At 66.5% G+C, this 17545-nt stretch carries 15 protein-coding genes; 11 read left to right on the forward strand and 4 right to left on the reverse strand.

The annotated features are described in order from the left end of the window. Window positions 1–57: 57 nt before the first annotated feature. Window positions 58–1119 carry an AraC family transcriptional regulator gene (locus tag GO608_RS07845; protein WP_169197506.1) on the reverse strand — a complete coding sequence of 354 codons (1062 nt, stop codon included), beginning with the start codon at window positions 1117–1119 and terminating at the stop codon, window positions 58–60. A gap of 165 nt (window positions 1120–1284) precedes the next feature. Between GO608_RS07845 and GO608_RS07850 the strand changes: the two genes are divergently transcribed. The 7 genes from GO608_RS07850 to GO608_RS07880 all read left to right on the forward strand — a co-directional run bounded on the left by GO608_RS07850 (window position 1285) and on the right by GO608_RS07880 (window position 11564). Continuing rightward, entirely contained in the window at window positions 1285–2457 is a 1173-nt protein-coding gene (locus tag GO608_RS07850; protein WP_169197505.1) for an isovaleryl-CoA dehydrogenase, read from the forward strand. Continuing rightward, entirely contained in the window at window positions 2457–4064 is a 1608-nt protein-coding gene (locus GO608_RS07855; protein ID WP_169197504.1) for a carboxyl transferase domain-containing protein, read from the forward strand. The genes GO608_RS07850 and GO608_RS07855 overlap by 1 nt, the downstream gene beginning before the upstream one ends. Before the next feature lie 12 nt (window positions 4065–4076). Next, window positions 4077–6080, forward strand: a complete 2004-nt coding sequence (locus tag GO608_RS07860; RefSeq protein WP_169197503.1) for an acetyl/propionyl/methylcrotonyl-CoA carboxylase subunit alpha — start codon at window positions 4077–4079, stop codon at window positions 6078–6080. 17 nt (window positions 6081–6097) lie between these two features. Continuing rightward, window positions 6098–7786 carry an AMP-binding protein gene (locus GO608_RS07865; protein ID WP_169197502.1) on the forward strand — a complete coding sequence of 563 codons (1689 nt, stop codon included), beginning with the start codon at window positions 6098–6100 and terminating at the stop codon, window positions 7784–7786. Window positions 7787–7807: 21 nt separating this feature from the next. Then, a complete protein-coding gene (locus GO608_RS07870; RefSeq protein ID WP_169197501.1) occupies window positions 7808–8722 on the forward strand; it encodes a hydroxymethylglutaryl-CoA lyase in 915 nt (304 codons plus the stop codon). Between the two features lie 156 nt (window positions 8723–8878). Then, window positions 8879–9556: a glutathione S-transferase family protein gene (locus GO608_RS07875; RefSeq protein ID WP_169197500.1), complete on the forward strand. Its 678-nt coding sequence runs from the start codon at window positions 8879–8881 to the stop codon at window positions 9554–9556. A gap of 19 nt (window positions 9557–9575) precedes the next feature. Beyond that, window positions 9576–11564 carry an acetoacetate--CoA ligase gene (locus tag GO608_RS07880; protein WP_169197499.1) on the forward strand — a complete coding sequence of 663 codons (1989 nt, stop codon included), beginning with the start codon at window positions 9576–9578 and terminating at the stop codon, window positions 11562–11564. Between the two features lie 17 nt (window positions 11565–11581). Here the strand turns inward: GO608_RS07880 and guaD are convergent, their stop codons facing one another. The 3 genes from guaD to GO608_RS07895 form a co-directional block, all read right to left on the reverse strand. Next, a complete protein-coding gene (guaD, locus tag GO608_RS07885; protein ID WP_169197498.1) occupies window positions 11582–12886 on the reverse strand; it encodes a guanine deaminase in 1305 nt (434 codons plus the stop codon). Between the two features lie 88 nt (window positions 12887–12974). Continuing rightward, on the reverse strand, window positions 12975–13547 hold the full coding sequence (locus GO608_RS07890) for an HNH endonuclease (RefSeq protein WP_247002943.1): 573 nt from the start codon (window positions 13545–13547) through the stop codon (window positions 12975–12977). Between the two features lie 198 nt (window positions 13548–13745). Then, entirely contained in the window at window positions 13746–14297 is a 552-nt protein-coding gene (locus GO608_RS07895; RefSeq protein WP_169197496.1) for an NUDIX hydrolase, read from the reverse strand. A gap of 261 nt (window positions 14298–14558) precedes the next feature. On the opposite strand from GO608_RS07895, the gene flhD reads away from it, so the two are divergent. From flhD to motB, 4 genes are all read left to right on the forward strand, one after another. Beyond that, window positions 14559–14879, forward strand: a complete 321-nt coding sequence (gene flhD / locus GO608_RS07900; RefSeq protein WP_169197495.1) for a flagellar transcriptional regulator FlhD — start codon at window positions 14559–14561, stop codon at window positions 14877–14879. A gap of 20 nt (window positions 14880–14899) precedes the next feature. Then, window positions 14900–15445 (forward strand): flagellar transcriptional regulator FlhC, encoded by a 546-nt coding sequence (flhC, locus tag GO608_RS07905; RefSeq protein ID WP_169197494.1) that lies wholly within the window; start codon window positions 14900–14902, stop codon window positions 15443–15445. Window positions 15446–15596: 151 nt separating this feature from the next. After that, complete coding sequence (gene motA, locus GO608_RS07910; protein ID WP_169197493.1) at window positions 15597–16451, forward strand: flagellar motor stator protein MotA; 855 nt, start codon at window positions 15597–15599, stop codon at window positions 16449–16451. A gap of 70 nt (window positions 16452–16521) precedes the next feature. Continuing rightward, window positions 16522–17529 carry a flagellar motor protein MotB gene (motB, locus tag GO608_RS07915; RefSeq protein ID WP_169197492.1) on the forward strand — a complete coding sequence of 336 codons (1008 nt, stop codon included), beginning with the start codon at window positions 16522–16524 and terminating at the stop codon, window positions 17527–17529. Window positions 17530–17545 lie beyond the last annotated feature (16 nt).

The following is a 17545-nucleotide window of genomic DNA, read 5'->3' on the forward strand; positions in this document are numbered from 1 at the left end:
GAGCTTGTCGGTAGCATTTCGATACCCTCCCGGCGGCGCGGGCCGGCAACGCGTTCCCTATGCTTCCGAGGCGCTTGTCGCCGCTACTACGCGGCTGCGGAAGGCGGTCGGTGAATCGCCGGTCCATTGACGGAACGCGCGTGAAAAGCTCTTCTCGTTGCGAAAACCGGTCGCGAGCGCGATCTGCTTGATCGACCGGTTCGTGCGGTTCAGCAGGTCGACGGCGCGCTCGCGGCGGGCTTCGTCCTTCAACTGCTGCACCGACGCGCCTTCCTCTTCCAGCTGGCGGTGCAGCGTGCGCGGTGAAAGGTGCAGCCGTTCGGCGAGCGTCTCCGCAGTCGCGCCTTCGTCCAAGCGTTCGCGCAGCAGATGGCGCACGCGCTGCACGAGCAGGCGGTCGCGGCGGTACTGCAGCACGGTCAGCGGCAGCGCGCGGCGCAGCATCTGCTGCAGCGCCGCCTCGTCGCGCCGCAGCGGCAGGCACAGGTACCGTGCGTCGAAGCTGATTCCGGCCTGTTCGGCGTCGAAGTGCACCGGCCCCTGGAACAGCAGCGGATAGACGGAACGGTGCGGCGGCGGCGGAAACGGGAAGCGTGCGCCGAGCAGCGGGATGCGCGAGTCGACGACCCAGCACGCGTAGCCGAGCAGGTAGCGCAGGATCGTGACGAGGCAGAACTCGTGCATCTCGCCGAGGTAACGGCGCACTTCGATCCGCACGTGCGCGACGTCGCGCTGCACGTCGAGGTGCAGGAGGATGTCGTCGGTGAGCAGACGATGATGACGGCACCAGCGCTTGAGCGCGACGCCGAGGTCGGGAGACGTGATCGACGCCCGGCACAGCATTCCATACGAGCCCCACGGCAGGCGGCGCGAGAACCAGCCGAGCGCCTCGTCGTCGAGTTCCTGCATCGCGACGCCGGACATGATCTCCATCTGCGCCGCGGTGACGCGCCCGTCCGGGTTTTCCAGCACCGCGGGCGAAATGTGCGCCTGTCGCAGCGCGTTGGCAGGATTGATGCCGTAGCGGCGGTACGCGGCGGCAATCGCGCGGATGAACGCGATCGGCGTGGCCGCAGGGCCACGCGTCGGGTCGGCAGGCGAAGGAAGCAGCGAAGGCATCGAGCGATGATAGAAGCGTTGGCACGATTTGCAACCATGTTGGCACGCGGCGCGCCGCCGGGCGGCCTACTCTAGTGCGATCACGACGATCTGCCGGGGCCGGTCTAAGCTTCTCCTGCGGACGCCCCGAACACGAAGCCACCACGACAGGAACGAGGAGATCCCATGAACATTCCGAGCCTCAACTTCAACCTCGGCGAGACGATCGAGATGTTGCGCGACACCGTCCAGGCTTTCGCCGCCGAGCAGATTGCGCCGCGCGCGGCCGAGATCGACCGGGTGAACGAGTTCCCGGCCGACCTGTGGAAGAAGCTCGGCGAGCTCGGCCTGCATGGCATGACCGTCGAGGAGGAATACGGCGGCACGAACATCGGCTACCTCGCGCACATCATCGCGCTCGAGGAAGTCTCGCGCGCGTCGGCGTCGGTCGGGCTGTCGTACGGCGCGCACTCGAACCTGTGCGTGAACCAGATTCGCCGCAACGGCAACGCCGCGCAGAAGAGGAAATACCTGCCGAAGCTGATCAGCGGCGAGCACGTCGGCGCGCTCGCGATGAGCGAGCCGAACGCCGGGTCGGACGTCGTGTCGATGAAGCTGCGCGCCGACAAGCGCGGCGACCGCTTCGTGCTGAACGGCGCGAAAATGTGGATCACGAACGGCGGCGACGCGGACACGCTGGTCGTCTATGCGAAGACCGACCTCGACGCGGGGCCGCGCGGCGTGACCGCGTTCATCGTCGAGAAAGGCATGAAGGGCTTTTCGCACGGCACGCACCTCGATAAGCTCGGCATGCGCGGCTCGAACACGTTTCCGCTGTTCTTCGACGACGTCGAAGTGCCGGAAGAGAACGTGCTCGGCCAAGTCGGCGGCGGCGTCAAAGTGCTGATGAGCGGCCTCGACTACGAGCGCGCCGTGCTGTGCGGCGGGCCGCTCGGCATCATGGCCGCGTGCATGGACGCCGTCGTTCCCTTCATCCACGAGCGCAAGCAGTTCAATCAACCGATCGGCGAGTTCCAGCTGATGCAGGGCAAGCTCGCCGACATGTATTCGACTTGGATGGCGACGCGCGCGTACGTCTATGCGGTGGGTCAGGCGTGCGACCGCACGGACCATTCGCGCACACTGCGCAAGGACGCGGCGGGCGCGATCCTGTATTCGGCCGAGAAGGCGACGTGGATGGCCGGCGAGGCGATCCAGGCGCTCGGCGGCGTCGGCTACACGAACGAATACCCGGTCGGGCGGCTGTGGCGCGACGCGAAGCTGTACGAAATCGGCGCCGGCACGAGCGAGATCCGCCGCATGCTGATCGGGCGCGAACTGTTCGCGGAGACCGCGTGATGTCGGTCATCAAATCCAGCATCAACACGCGCAGCCCCGAGTTCAAGGCGAACGCCGACGCACTGAAAGGGCTCGTTGCCGACTTGCGCGAGAAAGCTGCCGAAGTGAGCCGCGGTGGCGGCCCGGCGGCGTGCGACAAGCACACCGCACGCGGCAAGCTGTTGCCGCGCGACCGCGTGAACCATCTGCTCGACCCCGGCACGTCGTTCCTCGAGATCGGCCAGCTCGCCGCATACGGCATGTATGACGGCGACGCGCCGGCGGCTGGTGTGATCGCCGGTATCGGCCGCGTCAAAGGGCTCGAATGCATGATCGTCGCGAACGACGCGACAGTGAAAGGCGGCAGCTACTTCCCGATGACGGTCAAGAAGCACCTGCGCGCGCAGGAGATCGCGCAGATGAACAACCTGCCGTGCATCTACCTCGTCGACTCGGGCGGTGCGAACCTGCCGACGCAGGACGAAGTGTTCCCGGACCGCGAGCATTTCGGCCGCATCTTCTACAACCAGGCGAACATGTCCGCGCTCGGCATCCCGCAGATCGCGGTCGTGATGGGTTCCTGCACCGCGGGCGGCGCGTACATGCCGGCGATGAGCGACGAGACGGTGATCGTCAAGAACCAGGGCACGATCTTCCTCGGCGGGCCGCCGCTGGTGAAGGCCGCGACCGGCGAAGTCGTCACCGCCGAGGATCTCGGCGGCGGCGACGTGCATACGCGCATTTCCGGGGTCGCCGACCACCTCGCCGAGAACGACGCGCATGCGCTCTACATTGCGCGGCGCATCGTCGCGAACCTGAACCGCGTCAAAGAAGTCGGCATGAACCTCGGCGGCGGCGACGAGCCGCTGTACGACCCCGAGGAGATCTACGGCATCATCCCGAGCGACACGCGCAAACCCTACGACGTGCGCGAAGTCATCGCCCGCGTCGTCGACGGCTCGCGCTTCGACGAATTCAAGTCGCGCTACGGCACGACGCTCGTGACCGGCTTCGCGCAGCTCTATGGCTACCCGGTCGGCATCGTCGCGAACAATGGCATCCTGTTCGGCGAGTCGGCGCAGAAAGGTGCGCATTTCGTCGAGCTGTGCGCGCAGCGCGGCATCCCGGTGATCTTCCTGCAGAACATCACCGGTTTCATGGTCGGCCGTAAGTACGAGAACGCCGGCATCGCGAAGGATGGCGCGAAGATGGTCACGGCGGTCGCGACCGCGCAGGTGCCCAAACTCACGATGATCATCGGCGGCAGCTTCGGCGCGGGCAACTACGGCATGTGCGGCCGTGCGTACAGCCCCCGCTTCCTGTGGATGTGGCCGAACTCGCGGATCTCGGTGATGGGCGGCGAGCAGGCGGCGAGCGTGCTCGCGACCGTGCGCCGCGACGGCATCGAAGCCAAAGGCGGCACGTGGAGCAAGGAAGACGAAGAAGCTTTCCGCGCGCCGATCCGCGAGCAGTACGAAGTGCAGGGTCACCCGTACTACGCCACCGCGCGCCTGTGGGACGACGGCGTCATCGACCCGGCGCAGAGTCGGCGCGTGCTCGGGCTCAGTCTGTCGGCGACGCTGAACGCGCCGATCCCGCAGACGAAGTTCGGCCTGTTCCGGATGTAAGGGGAGACAACAATGTTCGAAAAGATCCTCATTGCGAACAGGGGAGAAATCGCCTGTCGCGTGATCAAGACTGCGCGCAGGATGGGCGTCCGCACCGTCGCCGTCTACTCCGAAGCCGACGCGAACGCGCGCCACGTGCGCCTCGCCGACGAGGCGGTGCTGATCGGGCCGGCGGCGGCGAAGGAGAGCTACCTCGTCATCGAGCGCATCATCGCCGCCGCGCAGCAGACCGGCGCGCAGGCGATCCATCCCGGCTACGGCTTTCTGTCGGAGAACGAGGAGTTCTGCGACGCGTGCGAGCGCGCAGGCATCGTCTTCATCGGCCCGCCGGTGTCGGCGATCCGCGCGATGGGTTCGAAGTCCGAAGCGAAGAAGCTGATGGAAGCGGCCGGCGTGCCGCTGACGCCCGGCTACCACGGCGACAACCAGGAGCCCGGCTTCCTGCACGAGCAGGCCGACCGCATCGGCTACCCGGTGCTGATCAAGGCCGCGGCCGGCGGCGGCGGCAAAGGCATGCGGCTCGTCGAGAAGTCGGACGACTTCGAAGCGGCGCTCGCGTCGTGCAAGCGCGAAGCGGCGTCCTCGTTCGGCGACGAACACGTGCTCGTCGAAAAATACGTGACGCGTCCGCGCCACATCGAGATTCAGGTGTTCGGCGACATGCACGGCAACTGCGTGTATCTCTTCGAGCGTGACTGCTCGGTGCAGCGCCGCCACCAGAAAGTGCTCGAGGAAGCGCCTGCGCCGGGCATGACGCCGCAGCGTCGCGCGGCGATGGGCAAAGCCGCGGTCGAGGCGGCGAAAGCGGTCGGCTACGTCGGCGCTGGCACGGTCGAATTCATCGCGAACCAGGACGGCACGTTCTATTTCATGGAGATGAACACGCGGCTGCAGGTCGAGCATCCGGTGACCGAGATGATCACCGGCCTCGACCTCGTCGAATGGCAGCTGCGCGTCGCGTCGGGCGAGCCGTTGCCGCTCGCGCAGGAACAGCTCGAGATCCGCGGGCACGCCCTGGAAGCGCGGATCTACGCCGAGGATCCGGCGAAAGGTTTTTTGCCGTCGACCGGCAAGCTGCTGCATCTCGCACCGCCAGCCGAAGGGCTTCACGTGCGCGTTGATACCGGCGTTGAGGAGGGCGACGAGATCAGTCCGTTCTACGACCCGATGATCGCGAAGCTGATCGTCTGGGACGAGAGCCGCGAGCAGGCGTTGGCGCGCATGCTCCAGGCGCTCGCCGACTATCGTGTCGTCGGCGTCGCAAACAACATCGAGTTCCTGTCGCGGCTGACCGCGTGTCCGGCGTTCGCCGGCGCCGACCTCGACACCGGGCTCATCGAGCGCGAGAAAGCGTATCTGTTCCCGGAGGGCGAGACGACGCCGGACGCGGTCTGGCTCGTTGCCGCGCTCGGCGAACTGCTGCGCGAGGCGACGTGGGCCGAAGAGGCTGCGCGTCGCGGCTCCGATCCGGTTTCGCCGTGGCATGCGCGTGACGGCTGGCGGCTCAATGCGACGGCGAATCGCGGACTGATCTTCCGCCTCGGCGAGCTGCAGAAAACGGTCCAAGTCGCGTATCGCGGCGACCGCTACACGCTGACGGTCGATGGCAGGTCGGCCGAAGCGCGCGGGCGGGTCAATGAACGCGGCCGGCTGCGCGTCGAACTCGACGGCACGCGCATGGATGCCACAGTCATCACCGCGGGGCGGATGCGCCACGTGTTCCTGCACGGGCGCAGCTGGCAGCTCGCGAACGTCGACCCGCTGCATTTCTCCGGTGAAGGCGGTGGCGCCGAAGGCGGGTTGCTCGCGCCGATGCCGGGCAAGGTCATCGCGCTGTTGGCGGAAGCCGGTGCGAAGGTCGCGAAAGGTGCGCCGCTCCTGATCCTCGAAGCGATGAAGATGGAGCACACGATCAACGCGCCGGCGGCCGGCACCGTCAAGGCGTTCCGCTTCGCGGTCGGTGACCAGGTCGGTGACGGCGCGGAGCTCGTCGAGTTCGAGCCCGAGAAAGGCTGATTGGAGAGGGGAGACACATGACGCAGTTGAGCTACGTCCACGGCGCATCCGGCAAAACGCTGATCGGCCAGACGATCGGACGTTTTTTCGACGAGGCGTGCCAGCGCCACGCGCAGCGCGAGGCGCTCGTCGTGCGCCACCAGAACGTGCGGCTGACTTATGCCGAGCTGAAGCTGAAAGTCGATGCGCTCGCGTGCGCGCTGATGCGCCTCGGGCTCGCGGCGGGGGATCGCGTCGGCATCTGGTCGCAGAACAATCTCGAATGGGCGCTGACGCAGTTCGCGACCGCGAAAGCCGGCCTCGTGCTCGTCAATATCAACCCTGCGTACCGCCGCAGCGAGCTCGAATACGCGGTGAACAAAGTCGGTTGCCGCGCGCTGGTGCTGTCGCCGTCGTTCAAGGGCAGCGACTACCTCGCGATGCTCGCCGACCTCGCGCCGGAGCTTGCCAATTGCGAGCCGGGCGCCCTCGAAGCCGCGCGGCTGCCGTCGCTGAACTGGGTCATCCGCATGGGCGCGGAGAAGAGCGCCGGGATGCTGAACTTCGACGACCTGCTCGCGACGCCGTCGCGCGACGAGCTCGTCGAGCTCGCGGTGCGTGGTGAAACGCTGCAGTTCGACGACCCGATCAACATCCAGTTTACGTCCGGCACCACCGGCCAGCCGAAAGGCGCGACGCTGTCGCACCACAACATCCTCAACAACGGTTTTTTTGTCGCCGAAGCGATCCGCCTCGTCGAAGGCGACCGGCTGTGCATCCCGGTGCCGCTTTACCACTGCTTCGGCATGGTCATGGGCAACCTCGGCTGCGTGACGCACGGCGCGACGATGGTCTATCCGTGCGAAGCGTTCGAGCCGCTCGCAGTGCTCGAGACGCTCGCCGAGGAGCGCTGCACCGCCGCGTACGGCGTGCCGACGATGTTCATCGCGATGCTCGACCACCCGCGCTTTGCCGACTTCGACCTCACGCGCCTCAGGACCGGCATCATGGCGGGCAGCCCGTGCCCGATCGAAGTCATGAAGCGCGTCATCGACAGGATGAACATGCGCGAAGTGACGATCGCGTACGGCATGACCGAGACATCGCCGGTGAGCTTCCAGAGCGGCACTGGCGATCCGGTCGAGCGGCGCGTGTCGACGGTCGGCCGCGTCCAGCCGCATCTCGAGGTCAAGATCGTCGACAACGACGGACGCATCGTGCCGCGTGGTGTCGCGGGGGAATTGTGCACGCGCGGCTACTCGGTGATGCTCGGCTACTGGAACGACGTCGACAGGACGCGCGATGCGATCGACGCCGCCGGCTGGATGCACACCGGCGACCTCGCGACGATCGACGACGAGGGCTACTGCAACATCGTCGGCCGCATCAAGGACATGGTGATCCGCGGCGGCGAGAACCTGTATCCGCGCGAGATCGAGGAGTTCCTCTATCGCCACCCGAAGATCCTCGACGTGCAGGTCGTCGGCGTGCCGGACGCGAAGTACGGCGAGGAGCTGTGCGCGTGGATCATCGTGCGCGACGGCGAAGCGCTTTCCGCCGACGAAGTCAGAGCGTTCTGCCAGGGCCAGATCGCGCATCACAAGGTGCCGCGCTACATCAAGTTCGTCGACGCGTTCCCGATGACGGTGACCGGCAAGATCCAGAAGTTCCAGATCCGCGAGCAGATGAAGCGCGAGCTCGGGCTCGACGAGGCGAAGACCGCTTGACGAAGAGGACAGGGGACGAGGATGAAGCTGCCGAACACCGTAAAGATCGTCGAAGTCGGGCCGCGTGACGGCCTGCAGAACGAGAAGCAGGTCGTCGCGACGGACACCAAAGTCGAACTGATCGCGCGCCTCGCCGACGCCGGCCTGAAAGCGATCGAGGCGACGTCGTTCGTGTCGCCGAAATGGGTGCCGCAGATGGCGGACAACGTCGAAGTCATGGCACGGATCGAGCGCCGGCCGGGCGTCGCCTACCCGGTGCTGACGCCGAATCTCAAAGGCTTCGAAGCGGCGCTCGCCGCCGGCGCCGACGAGGTCGCGGTGTTCGGCGCGGCGTCGGAGTCTTTCAGCCAGAAGAACATCAACTGCTCGATCGCCGAATCGCTCGCGCGCTTCGAGCCGGTGATCGGCGCGGCGAAGGCCGCGGGCGTGAAGGTGCGCGGCTACGTGTCGTGCGTGCTCGACTGCCCCTACGAAGGCGAAATCCGGCCGGAAGCGGTCGCGCTCGTCGCCGGCACGCTGTTCGAAATGGGGTGCCACGAAGTGAGCCTTGGCGACACGATCGGCACCGGCACGCCGGCGAGGACGCAGCGCATGCTCGAAGCCGCGATGCGCCGTGTGCCGGTCGCGCGGCTCGCAGGCCACTATCACGACACCTACGGCATGGCGATCGCGAATATCTACGCGTCGCTCGAACTTGGGCTGGCGGTGTTCGATGCGTCGGTCGCGGGCCTGGGTGGCTGCCCGTACGCGAAAGGCGCCTCCGGCAACGTCGCGACCGAGGACGTCGTCTGGCTGCTGAACGGACTCGGCATCGACAGCGGTGTTAATCTCGACCGGCTCGTCGACACCGGAGCATGGATCAGCAGCCTGCTCGGGCGCGAGCCGGCCTCGCGCGTTTCACGCGCGTTGCGCGCAGGCCGCGCGGCAGACTATTAACCCGGCAGCCAAATACCGTTCGGGCTGAGCTTGTCGAAGCCTTGGCAGCGCCCTTCGACGCGCTCAGAGTGAACGGTTAGATTGGATTGGCGATTGCAACTGGCGGCGCGTCGCTGCCGCCCGATTCCTACGACCCGTACCGGAGCGCCGCACACGATGACGATGACCCTCTACCATTGCCTCAGCGCACGTTCGTTCCGCCCGTTGTGGATGCTCGAAGAGCTCGGGCTGCCGTACGAGCTGAAGGTGCTGCCGTTTCCGCCACGACAAGAGGCCGAGCCGTATCTCGAAGTCAATCCCCTCGGCACGATCCCGGCGTTCTTCGACGGGGACACGCGCATGACTGAATCGGCGGCGATCTGCCAGTACCTCGCCGCGCGCCATTCGCCGCGGCAACTCGACGTCGCCGCCGACGAGTCGGCGTTCGGCGCGTATCTGAACTTCCTGCATTTCGGCGAGGCGACGCTGACATTCCCGCTGGCGCTGATCCTGCGCTACAGCCGCTTCGAGCCGCCGGAACGCCGGCTGCCGCAGGCGGCCGAAGACTATACACGATGGTTCCTGTCGCGGCTGCGCACGCTCGAGCCGCTGCTCGCGCATCAGGAATATCTGTGCGCCGGCCGCTTCACCGCAGCCGATGTGTCGGTCGGCTACGCGCTGCTGCTCGCCGATGACGTCGGGCTCCGGGAGCGTTTCAAGCCGGCGACGCTCGCGTACTGGCAGCGGCTGCAGGCGCGCGACGGATTTCAACGGGCGCTCGCGGCGCAGCAGCGCGCGGCGATCGAGCAGGGCGTGGCACCGCAACCGGTCGCGCAGGCGAGCGGTCCGTTCTGAACGAGGAGACGGAAAAGAGATGACGAACAACGAATCCGGCGACCGCCCGCTGTGGTCGCCGCGGCCCGAACAGATCGCGGCGACGGGAATGGCCGCTTTCACCGAACGCGCGCGCCGCACCACCGGCCTGCCGCTTGTCGATTACGCTGCGCTGCATGCCTGGTCGATCCATTCGCCGGCCGCGTTCTGGCGCGAAGTCTGGGACTTCGGCGGTGTCATCGGCGAGCAGGGCGAGCGCGGCCTGATCGACGCGGAACGGATGCCCGGCGCGACCTGGTTTCCCGATGCGCGGCTGAACTTTGCCGAGAACCTGCTGCGCGAGTCCGCGAACCCGCAGGCACTCGTGTTCCGCGGCGAGGACCGGCTCGAGCGGCGCATGACGCGCGCCGAACTGCGCATCGAGGTCGCCCGCTTCGCGGCCGCGTTGCGCGCGCTCGGCATCAAGGAGGGCGACCGCGTCGCCGCGTTCATGCCGAACATGCCCGAGACGCTCATCGCGATGCTCGCGGCGTCGTCGATCGGCGCGGTGTTCACGAGCGCGTCGCCCGACTTCGGCGTGCAGGGCGTGCTCGACCGCTTCGGCCAGACCGAGCCGAAGCTGTTGATCGCGTGCGACGGGTACTGGTACGGCGGCAAGGCGATCGACGTGCGCCCGAAGCTCGCCGAGCTGGCGCCGCAGCTGCCGAGCGTCGCGCGGCTCGTCGTCGTGCCGTATCTCGCTGCCGGGGTCGCGCTCGATCTTTCGGGCGTGCCCGGCGCGGTGTCGTATGACGACTTCGTCGCGCCGCACCTCGCGGCGACCGAACCGCAGTACGTCCGCCTGCCGTTCAACCATCCGCTGTACGTGATGTATTCGTCCGGCACGACCGGCGTGCCCAAATGCATCGTTCACGGCGCCGGCGGGACCTTGCTGCAGCACCTGAAGGAACACAAGCTGCACACCGACGTGCGCGAAAGCGACCGCCTGTTCTACTTCACGACCTGCGGCTGGATGATGTGGAACTGGCTCGTCTCGGGCCTGGCGTGCGGCGCGACGCTGATGCTGTACGACGGCAATCCTTTCGTAGACGAGGGCCGCATCCTGTGGGATTACGCGCAGGCCGAGCGCTTCACGCATTTCGGCACGTCGGCGAAATACATCGAGACGCTGGCGAAAGGCGACGTGCGCCCGAGGCAGTCCCACGACCTTTCCGCGCTGCGCGCAGTGCTGTCGACCGGCAGTCCGCTCGCGCCGCAAAGCTTCGACTTCGTTTATGACGCAATCAAGCCCGACATGCAGCTGGCGTCGATCTCCGGCGGCACCGACATCATCTCGTGCTTCGTGCTCGGCAACCCGACGCTGCCGGTGTGGCGCGGCGAGATCCAGTGCATCGGCCTCGGCCTCGCGGTCGAGGTGTGGGACGACGACGGCCGCCCGGTGGTCGGCGAGAAAGGCGAGCTCGTCTGCCGCAAGCCGTTCCCGAGCATGCCGATCGGCTTCTGGAACGACCCGGACGGGGCGAAGTACCGCGCCGCGTATTTCGAGCGTTTTCCGGGCGTGTGGTGTCACGGCGACTTCTGCGAGATCACCGCGCACGGTGGCCTGATCATCCATGGTCGCTCGGATGCGACGCTGAACCCTGGCGGCGTGCGCATCGGCACGGCTGAAATCTACCGCCAGGTCGAGAAGCTGCCGGAGGTGCTCGAATCGATCGTCATTGGCCAGGACTGGCCGCCCGAAGCGCCGACCGATGTGCGTGTCGTGCTGTTCGTCAGGCTCGCCGAAGGCGTCGTGCTCGACGACGCGCTCGTCGCGCGCATCCGCCAGGCGATCCGCGACAATGCGACGCCGCGCCACGTGCCGGCGAAGATCGTCCAGGTCGCGGACATCCCGCGCACGAAGAGCGGCAAGCTCGTCGAGCTCGCAGTGCGCAACGTCGTGCATCGGCAGCCGGTGAAGAACATCGAGGCGCTCGCGAACCCGGACGCGCTCGAGCAGTTTCGCGATCGCGCCGAACTTCGCACCTGAAGTGCGCTCCGCACCGGTCAGCAGGGCCGACGCCAGGCAGGTTCGCCGAGGATGTGGGTCGCCGCGACGGCGCGGTCGTCGCCGAGCAGCATCAGCGCGAACAGCCGCTCGGCGAGAGTCGTCGCGACGGCCGTGCGCCGGGCGAGCAACGGCGTCGCGGCCGGGTCCAACACCACGAGGTCGGCTTCGCGGCCGGTGTCGAAACTGCCGATGCGGTCGTCGAGATACAGACTGCGCGCCCCGCCGCGGGTCGCGAGGTAGAAGCCGCGCTCGACCGGCAGCCGCTGTCCCCGGAGTTGCTGCACTTTGTAGGCTTCGTTGAGCGTCTGCAGCATCGAGAAGCTGGTCCCGCCGCCAACGTCGGTGCCGAGCCCGACCCGCACGCCGGCAGCCTGCGCCCGATCGAGATCGAACAGGCCCGACCCGAGGAACAGGTTCGAGGTCGGGCAGAAGCTGACCGCCGCTCCCGTGGCGGCCATGCGGCCGCGATCGGTGTCGTCGATCCACACGCAGTGCGCGAACACGCTGCGCGCGCCGAGCTGGCCGTAGCGTTCATACACATCGAGGTAGCTGCGCGCTTCCGGGTAGAGCTTCGCGACCCACGCCACCTCGCGCTCGTTCTCGGCCAAGTGAGACTGCAGATAGATGCCGGGATGATCGGCGAAGAGGCGTCCGGCGAGCGCCATCTGCGCCGGCGTCGAAGTCGGGGCGAAACGCGGCGTCACTGCGTACAGCAGGCGGTCGCGGCCGTGCCAGCGCTCGATCAGCGCTTTCGATTCCGCCTCGCCGCGGTCCGTCGGGTCGCCCAGGAAGTCCGGGCAGTTGCGATCCATCAGCACTTTGCCGGCGATCATCCGCATGTGCCGTTTGCGCGCCGCGGCGAACAGCGCGTCTACGGACGCCGGATGCACGGTCGCAAACGCCATCGCAGTCGTCGTGCCGTTCCTCAGCAGCTCGTCGCAGAAGAACTCCGCGACCGCGGCCGCGTGGGCCGGATCGGCGAAACGCCTTTCGGTCGGGTAGGTATATTTCTCGAGCCACGCGAGCACCTGTTCGCCGTAGCTGGCGACGATGTCGGTCTGCGCATAGTGGATGTGCGTGTCGATGAAGCCGGGCAGGACCAGCTTGCCACGGTAGTCGTCGATGGTCGTGCCGGCCGGCAGCCGGGGCAGCAGGTCGGGGGCGGGGCCGAGTTCGGCGACGAGGCCGTCGCGCACGATCAGCAACCCGTCCGGAAAGTGCGCCAGCGCGGCGGCGCCGAGGTCCGCCGGGTCGCCGAGGAAGTGCACGATCTCGCCGCGGATTGCCCTCAATCCGCTCATTGCCCGCCTCCGTCAGCATATTCCGACGGGCAGGAACGCGCCGGCTCGAGGAAGCCGGCTGGGAGATGCTGGAACGGTGCGCTCACTTTCAGGGAACGTGCAGCCGGCTCTGGTGCGGCAGGTGGCGGGCGAGGAAATCCATTTGGTCGGCGAGGATCTGGCGATTGCACAGGATCAGGTATTCGGCCTTGTTCGGCACGTACGGCGCATACAGCAACGGCATCCGCGCCTGTTCCGGGGTGCGCCCGCTCTTGCGCTGGTTGCAGGGCCGGCACGAGGTCACGACGTTCATCCACACGTCGCGCCCGCCCTGCGAAACCGGGACGATGTGCTCGCGCGTCAGGATGTGGCCCGAGTAGCGGTCGCCGCAATAGGCGCAGATGTGACGGTCGCGGTGAAACAGTTCGCGGTTGTTCAGCGGCGGAACCTGGCTGTGGCTGTCGGGACGGAAGTGGCGTCCCTTGATCGCGATGATGCTGTTCGCCGTGATTTCGGAACGCAGCCCGGTCGCGCGACAGATTCCCCCGACAAAGCGGAACTGCCGGTTTCCGACGACCCACGCGACCATGTCGAGAGCATAGTAGTGGCACGCCGCCTGCCAGCTTATCCAGCGGTGCGGCAGGCCGCGGCTGTCGAGCGTGAGGATCCAGGGGTGTTGCACGACAGGGAGCCTTGCCCGCGGCTGGCCCGGTCGTCGTTCGGATTCGATTACTTTGTCATGAGCCGCTGTCGGCACGATACCTCCTGCGCTGCTGTTCTGCCGGCACAGGGGGCGCCGGCACGATCCTGTCGGACCGATGATGCGAACCGGCAGTATCGGCCGGCCTTTTGTCATTCGATCGGCGGCGGCCGCAGTGGTTCAGGCAGTGCCGACTGGCGGGGGCGGGGCGAGATCGCTGGTGCGGAAGCGGAAAGTGCCGCGGCGCCGGTCGTCGAAATAATGCTGCAACGTCAGCGCGATCGACCGGAACGCGATCTCGTTCCACGGGATTTCATGTTCCGCAAACAATCCGACCTCCAGCGATTCCTCGCCGGGCGCGAAATCCAGGTCGATCAGGCGCGCCCGATAGACGATGTGGACCTGGCTGATGTGCGGGACGTTGATCAGCGTGAACATTTCGCCGACCTCGATCCGCGCACACGCCTCCTCGAGCGTCTCGCGCGCGGCGGCCTGCGCCGTTGTCTCGGCGTTTTCCATGAACCCCGCCGGCAGCGTCCAGAAGCCGTGGCGCGGTTCGATCGCGCGCCGGCACAGCAGGACGCGATCTTCCCATTCCGGGATCGCGCCGACGACGATCTTCGGATTGACGTAATGAATGCTGCCGCAGGTCGCACACATATGGCGCGGCAGCGAATCTCCGGGAGGAATGCGCAACTCGACGGTCGCGCCGCAGTTCGAGCAGAACTTCATGGCAGTGGCTGAAGGCTGGGGGTCGCTGGATTCTAGCCCGGAACGCCGGCGCCTCGGTGGCGGAGGTCGCAAAACGGCCCGCCGGCCCTGCGCAAAACGCATTCGCCCAGCATGCGGGAGAGCCGTTCGCACGGCCGTGGCGTCGATACAACAGATAGTTCGTGAAGTGTGCAATCCTGCCGCTGCGGCCGTGGATCTCGCTTGCAATTGCTAACAATTGACTCTAATTTCAGCTACCCTATTCACGGTAATGGCCAAGCGATGAAACGCCAAGATTTCCAGCCCGAGATCCAGGAACTCAACCTCGCTTACATGATGCTGGCGCAACAGATGCTGCGCGCCGACCGGGAAACCGCGATGCTGCGACTCGGTATCGGCCATGGCGTTGCCGAGCTTATCGAGGGATTGTCCACTGCCAGGCTGGTGAAAATGGCGAGCAGCCAGATGGTGCTGCCGGGTTTCCGTTTCGACAATGCGATGCTGGCGGGCCTGATTGCCGGCAACGGGCGGGATGCGGCGACTTCCAGCCTGCACGCCGCGATCATCGCTGCCGGCAAGCCCGTGCAGGACCTGGCCGGATAGCCCCACTGCAGGAGAGCAGAGTGAAGAACAAGAGCATCATCGGCGAAGCCGAAGACATCCAGCGCGCAGCGGAAATGGTCCGCCTCGGCGCCCGCATGCAGATGCTGGAAGCCGAGACGAAGTTGAGTCGCGAGCGTCTTCTGAAAATCTACAAGGAAGTGCGCGGCATGTCGCCGCCGAAGGGGATGCTGCCGTTCTCGACCGACTGGTTCATGACTTGGCAGCCGAACATGCATGCCTCGCTGTTCATGGCTTTCTTCAGTTTCTTTCACGACAAAGCCGGCCTCGACGGGCTCGATCCGATCATCAAGGCCTACCATCTGTACCTCGACCACGTCGAGGCCGAAGCGATGGAGCCGGTGCTCAGCCTGACGCGCGCCTGGACGCTGGTGCGGTTCTTCGACGCCGACCTGCTGCAGCTCGCCCCCTGCACGAGCTGCAGCGGGCGCTTCGTCGCCCATGCTTATGATCCGACCCACCACTTCGTATGCGGCCTGTGCAACATGCCTTCGCGGGCCGGAAAGACCAAGCGGGCCGCCAAGGCGGCGTTCGCCGAAGCGAACTGAGGGACGAATCGCCGTGCTCGAGGCCGCCGCGCCCGCAGGCGGCCTTTTCGTTTTTCGGCGCTCAAGTCCGGCGTGCCGGAGTCGTTACAGTGGCCAGTATTTCTACGAAGCGCGGGGGCGTCTTCGTATATGAATCGACAGAGGTTTCCCGGTGTTCTTGATCGTTGGCTATGTGATCATCCTTCTCGCGTCGATCGGGACCTACTCGTTTCACGGCAGCCTCATGGCCCTGTGGGTGCCGCTCGAATACCTCGCGATCGTCGGCCTGATGATCGGCGGGTTCGTCGCCGGCAACGGCAGCAAGGCGCTGAAGGCGACGCTGGCGGCGCTGCCGGGGATCCTGAAGGGCTCGCCGTACAACAAGGCGATGTACATGGACCTGCTGGGCCTGTTGTACGAGGTGCTCGCGAAAGTGCGCAAGGAAGGGCTGATGTCGATCGAGAACGATGTCGACAATGCCGAATCGAGCCCGATCTTCACGAAGTATCCGAGCGTGATGGCGAACCATCACGCGATCGAGTTCCTCACCGATTATCTGCGCATGATGGTCGGCGGAAACCTCAACGCGTTCGAGCTCGAGAGCTTGATGGACAAGGAAATCGACACCCATCACCAGGAAGCGCATACGGCGCCGCATGTCGTGGCGAAAGTCGGCGATGCGCTCCCCGCGTTCGGTATCGTCGTCGCGGTGATGGGCGTGGTGAACGTCATGGGTTCGGTCGGCCAGCCGCCGGCAGTGCTGGGCAAGATGATCGGCGGCGCGCTGGTCGGCACGTTCCTCGGCATCCTCATTTCCTATGGTTTCGTCCAGCCCATCGCGAGCCAGCTGGAACAGCGCGTCGAAGAGAGCGGGAAAGTCTTCGAGTGCATCAAGGTGGTGCTGCTGGCGAGCATGAACGGCTACGCGCCGCAGGTGGCGATCGAGTTCGGGCGCAAGGTGCTGCATTCGACGGAGCGTCCGGGCTTCGCCGAACTCGAGCAGGACATCAAGAACCGCAAGGGCTGAGAGCTGCGATGACGAGCTTGCCGCGCTTCGTGCCTCGCCCGGCCTCTGCGCGACCTGGAGGCGCCCGGCCGTGAGCGACGACACCCAGCAGCCGATCGTCGTCAGGCGCATCAACAAGGTCGCGGCGGGAGCGCACGGCGGGGCCTGGAAGATCGCGTACGCCGACTTCGTCACTGCGATGATGGCTTTTTTCCTGCTGATGTGGCTCCTCGGCTCGACCGCGCAGGGCGACCTCGAGGGGATCGCCGATCATTTCCGGAATCCGCTGAAAATCGCGATGCAGGGCGGAAGCGGATCGGGCGACAGCTCCAGCGTCATCAAGGGCGGCGGCCAGGATCTCTCCCGTTCGCTCGGACAGCTCAAGCGCGGCGATGTCGACGAGCGCCGTTCGATCAACCTCGATGCGGCGAAGGGACGCGAGACCCAGCGACTGGAGGGTGATAACGAAGGGGCGGAAGCGATGCGCGAGCGGGCGCGGCTGATCGACCTGAAAGGCCGCATCGAGGCGATCGTCGAGGCCGACCCGAAGCTGCGCAGCTTTCGCGACCAGATCCTGATGGACATCACGTCCGAAGGGCTGCGCATCCAGCTCGTCGACGAACAGAACCGGCCGATGTTCGACACTGCGAGCGATGCGCTGCAGCCCTACACCCGTGACCTGTTGCGGGCGATCGGGCGGGCGCTCAATGACGTGCAGAACCGGCTCAGCCTCTCCGGCCATACCGACGCCGCGAAATACGCCGGCGGCGAGCGCGGCTTCTCGAACTGGGAGCTGTCGAGCAACCGTGCGAACGCGTCGCGCCGGGAACTGATCGCCGGCGGGCTTGAGCCGGGGAAAGTGATCCGCGTCGTCGGCCTCGCCGAGACGGTGCCGCTGAAGGAGGACGACCTGTTCGATCCGGCCAACCGTCGCATCAGCATCGTCGTCATGAACCGGAAGACCGAAGAGGCAGTACGGGCGCAGCGCGGTTCGCTCGACGTCGGCGCGGCGACGCCCGTCGACGACGAGAAGCTCCGCCGCGATATCGGGGCGGCCGCCGCGATGCCCGGAGGTGCGCGTGCCGCCCGGCAACCCTGAACCCATCGACGCCGGC

This window comes from Aromatoleum buckelii (assembly GCF_012910785.2).
In the GTDB taxonomy this organism is placed as follows: Bacteria; Pseudomonadota; Gammaproteobacteria; order Burkholderiales; family Rhodocyclaceae; genus Aromatoleum; species Aromatoleum buckelii.

What these genes read in the sequence shown, in the direction of transcription:
- GO608_RS07845 (WP_169197506.1), bottom strand. Translation starts at nt 1,119, where the DNA reads ATGCCTTCGCTGCTTCCTTCGCCTGCCGACCCGACGCGTGGCCCTGCG.
- GO608_RS07850 (WP_169197505.1), top strand. Translation starts at nt 1,285, where the DNA reads ATGAACATTCCGAGCCTCAACTTCAACCTCGGCGAGACGATCGAGATG.
- GO608_RS07855 (WP_169197504.1), top strand. Translation starts at nt 2,457, where the DNA reads ATGTCGGTCATCAAATCCAGCATCAACACGCGCAGCCCCGAGTTCAAG.
- GO608_RS07860 (WP_169197503.1), top strand. Translation starts at nt 4,077, where the DNA reads ATGTTCGAAAAGATCCTCATTGCGAACAGGGGAGAAATCGCCTGTCGC.
- GO608_RS07865 (WP_169197502.1), top strand. Translation starts at nt 6,098, where the DNA reads ATGACGCAGTTGAGCTACGTCCACGGCGCATCCGGCAAAACGCTGATC.
- GO608_RS07870 (WP_169197501.1), top strand. Translation starts at nt 7,808, where the DNA reads ATGAAGCTGCCGAACACCGTAAAGATCGTCGAAGTCGGGCCGCGTGAC.
- GO608_RS07875 (WP_169197500.1), top strand. Translation starts at nt 8,879, where the DNA reads ATGACGATGACCCTCTACCATTGCCTCAGCGCACGTTCGTTCCGCCCG.
- GO608_RS07880 (WP_169197499.1), top strand. Translation starts at nt 9,576, where the DNA reads ATGACGAACAACGAATCCGGCGACCGCCCGCTGTGGTCGCCGCGGCCC.
- guaD (WP_169197498.1), bottom strand. Translation starts at nt 12,886, where the DNA reads ATGAGCGGATTGAGGGCAATCCGCGGCGAGATCGTGCACTTCCTCGGC.
- GO608_RS07895 (WP_169197496.1), bottom strand. Translation starts at nt 14,297, where the DNA reads ATGAAGTTCTGCTCGAACTGCGGCGCGACCGTCGAGTTGCGCATTCCT.
- flhD (WP_169197495.1), top strand. Translation starts at nt 14,559, where the DNA reads ATGAAACGCCAAGATTTCCAGCCCGAGATCCAGGAACTCAACCTCGCT.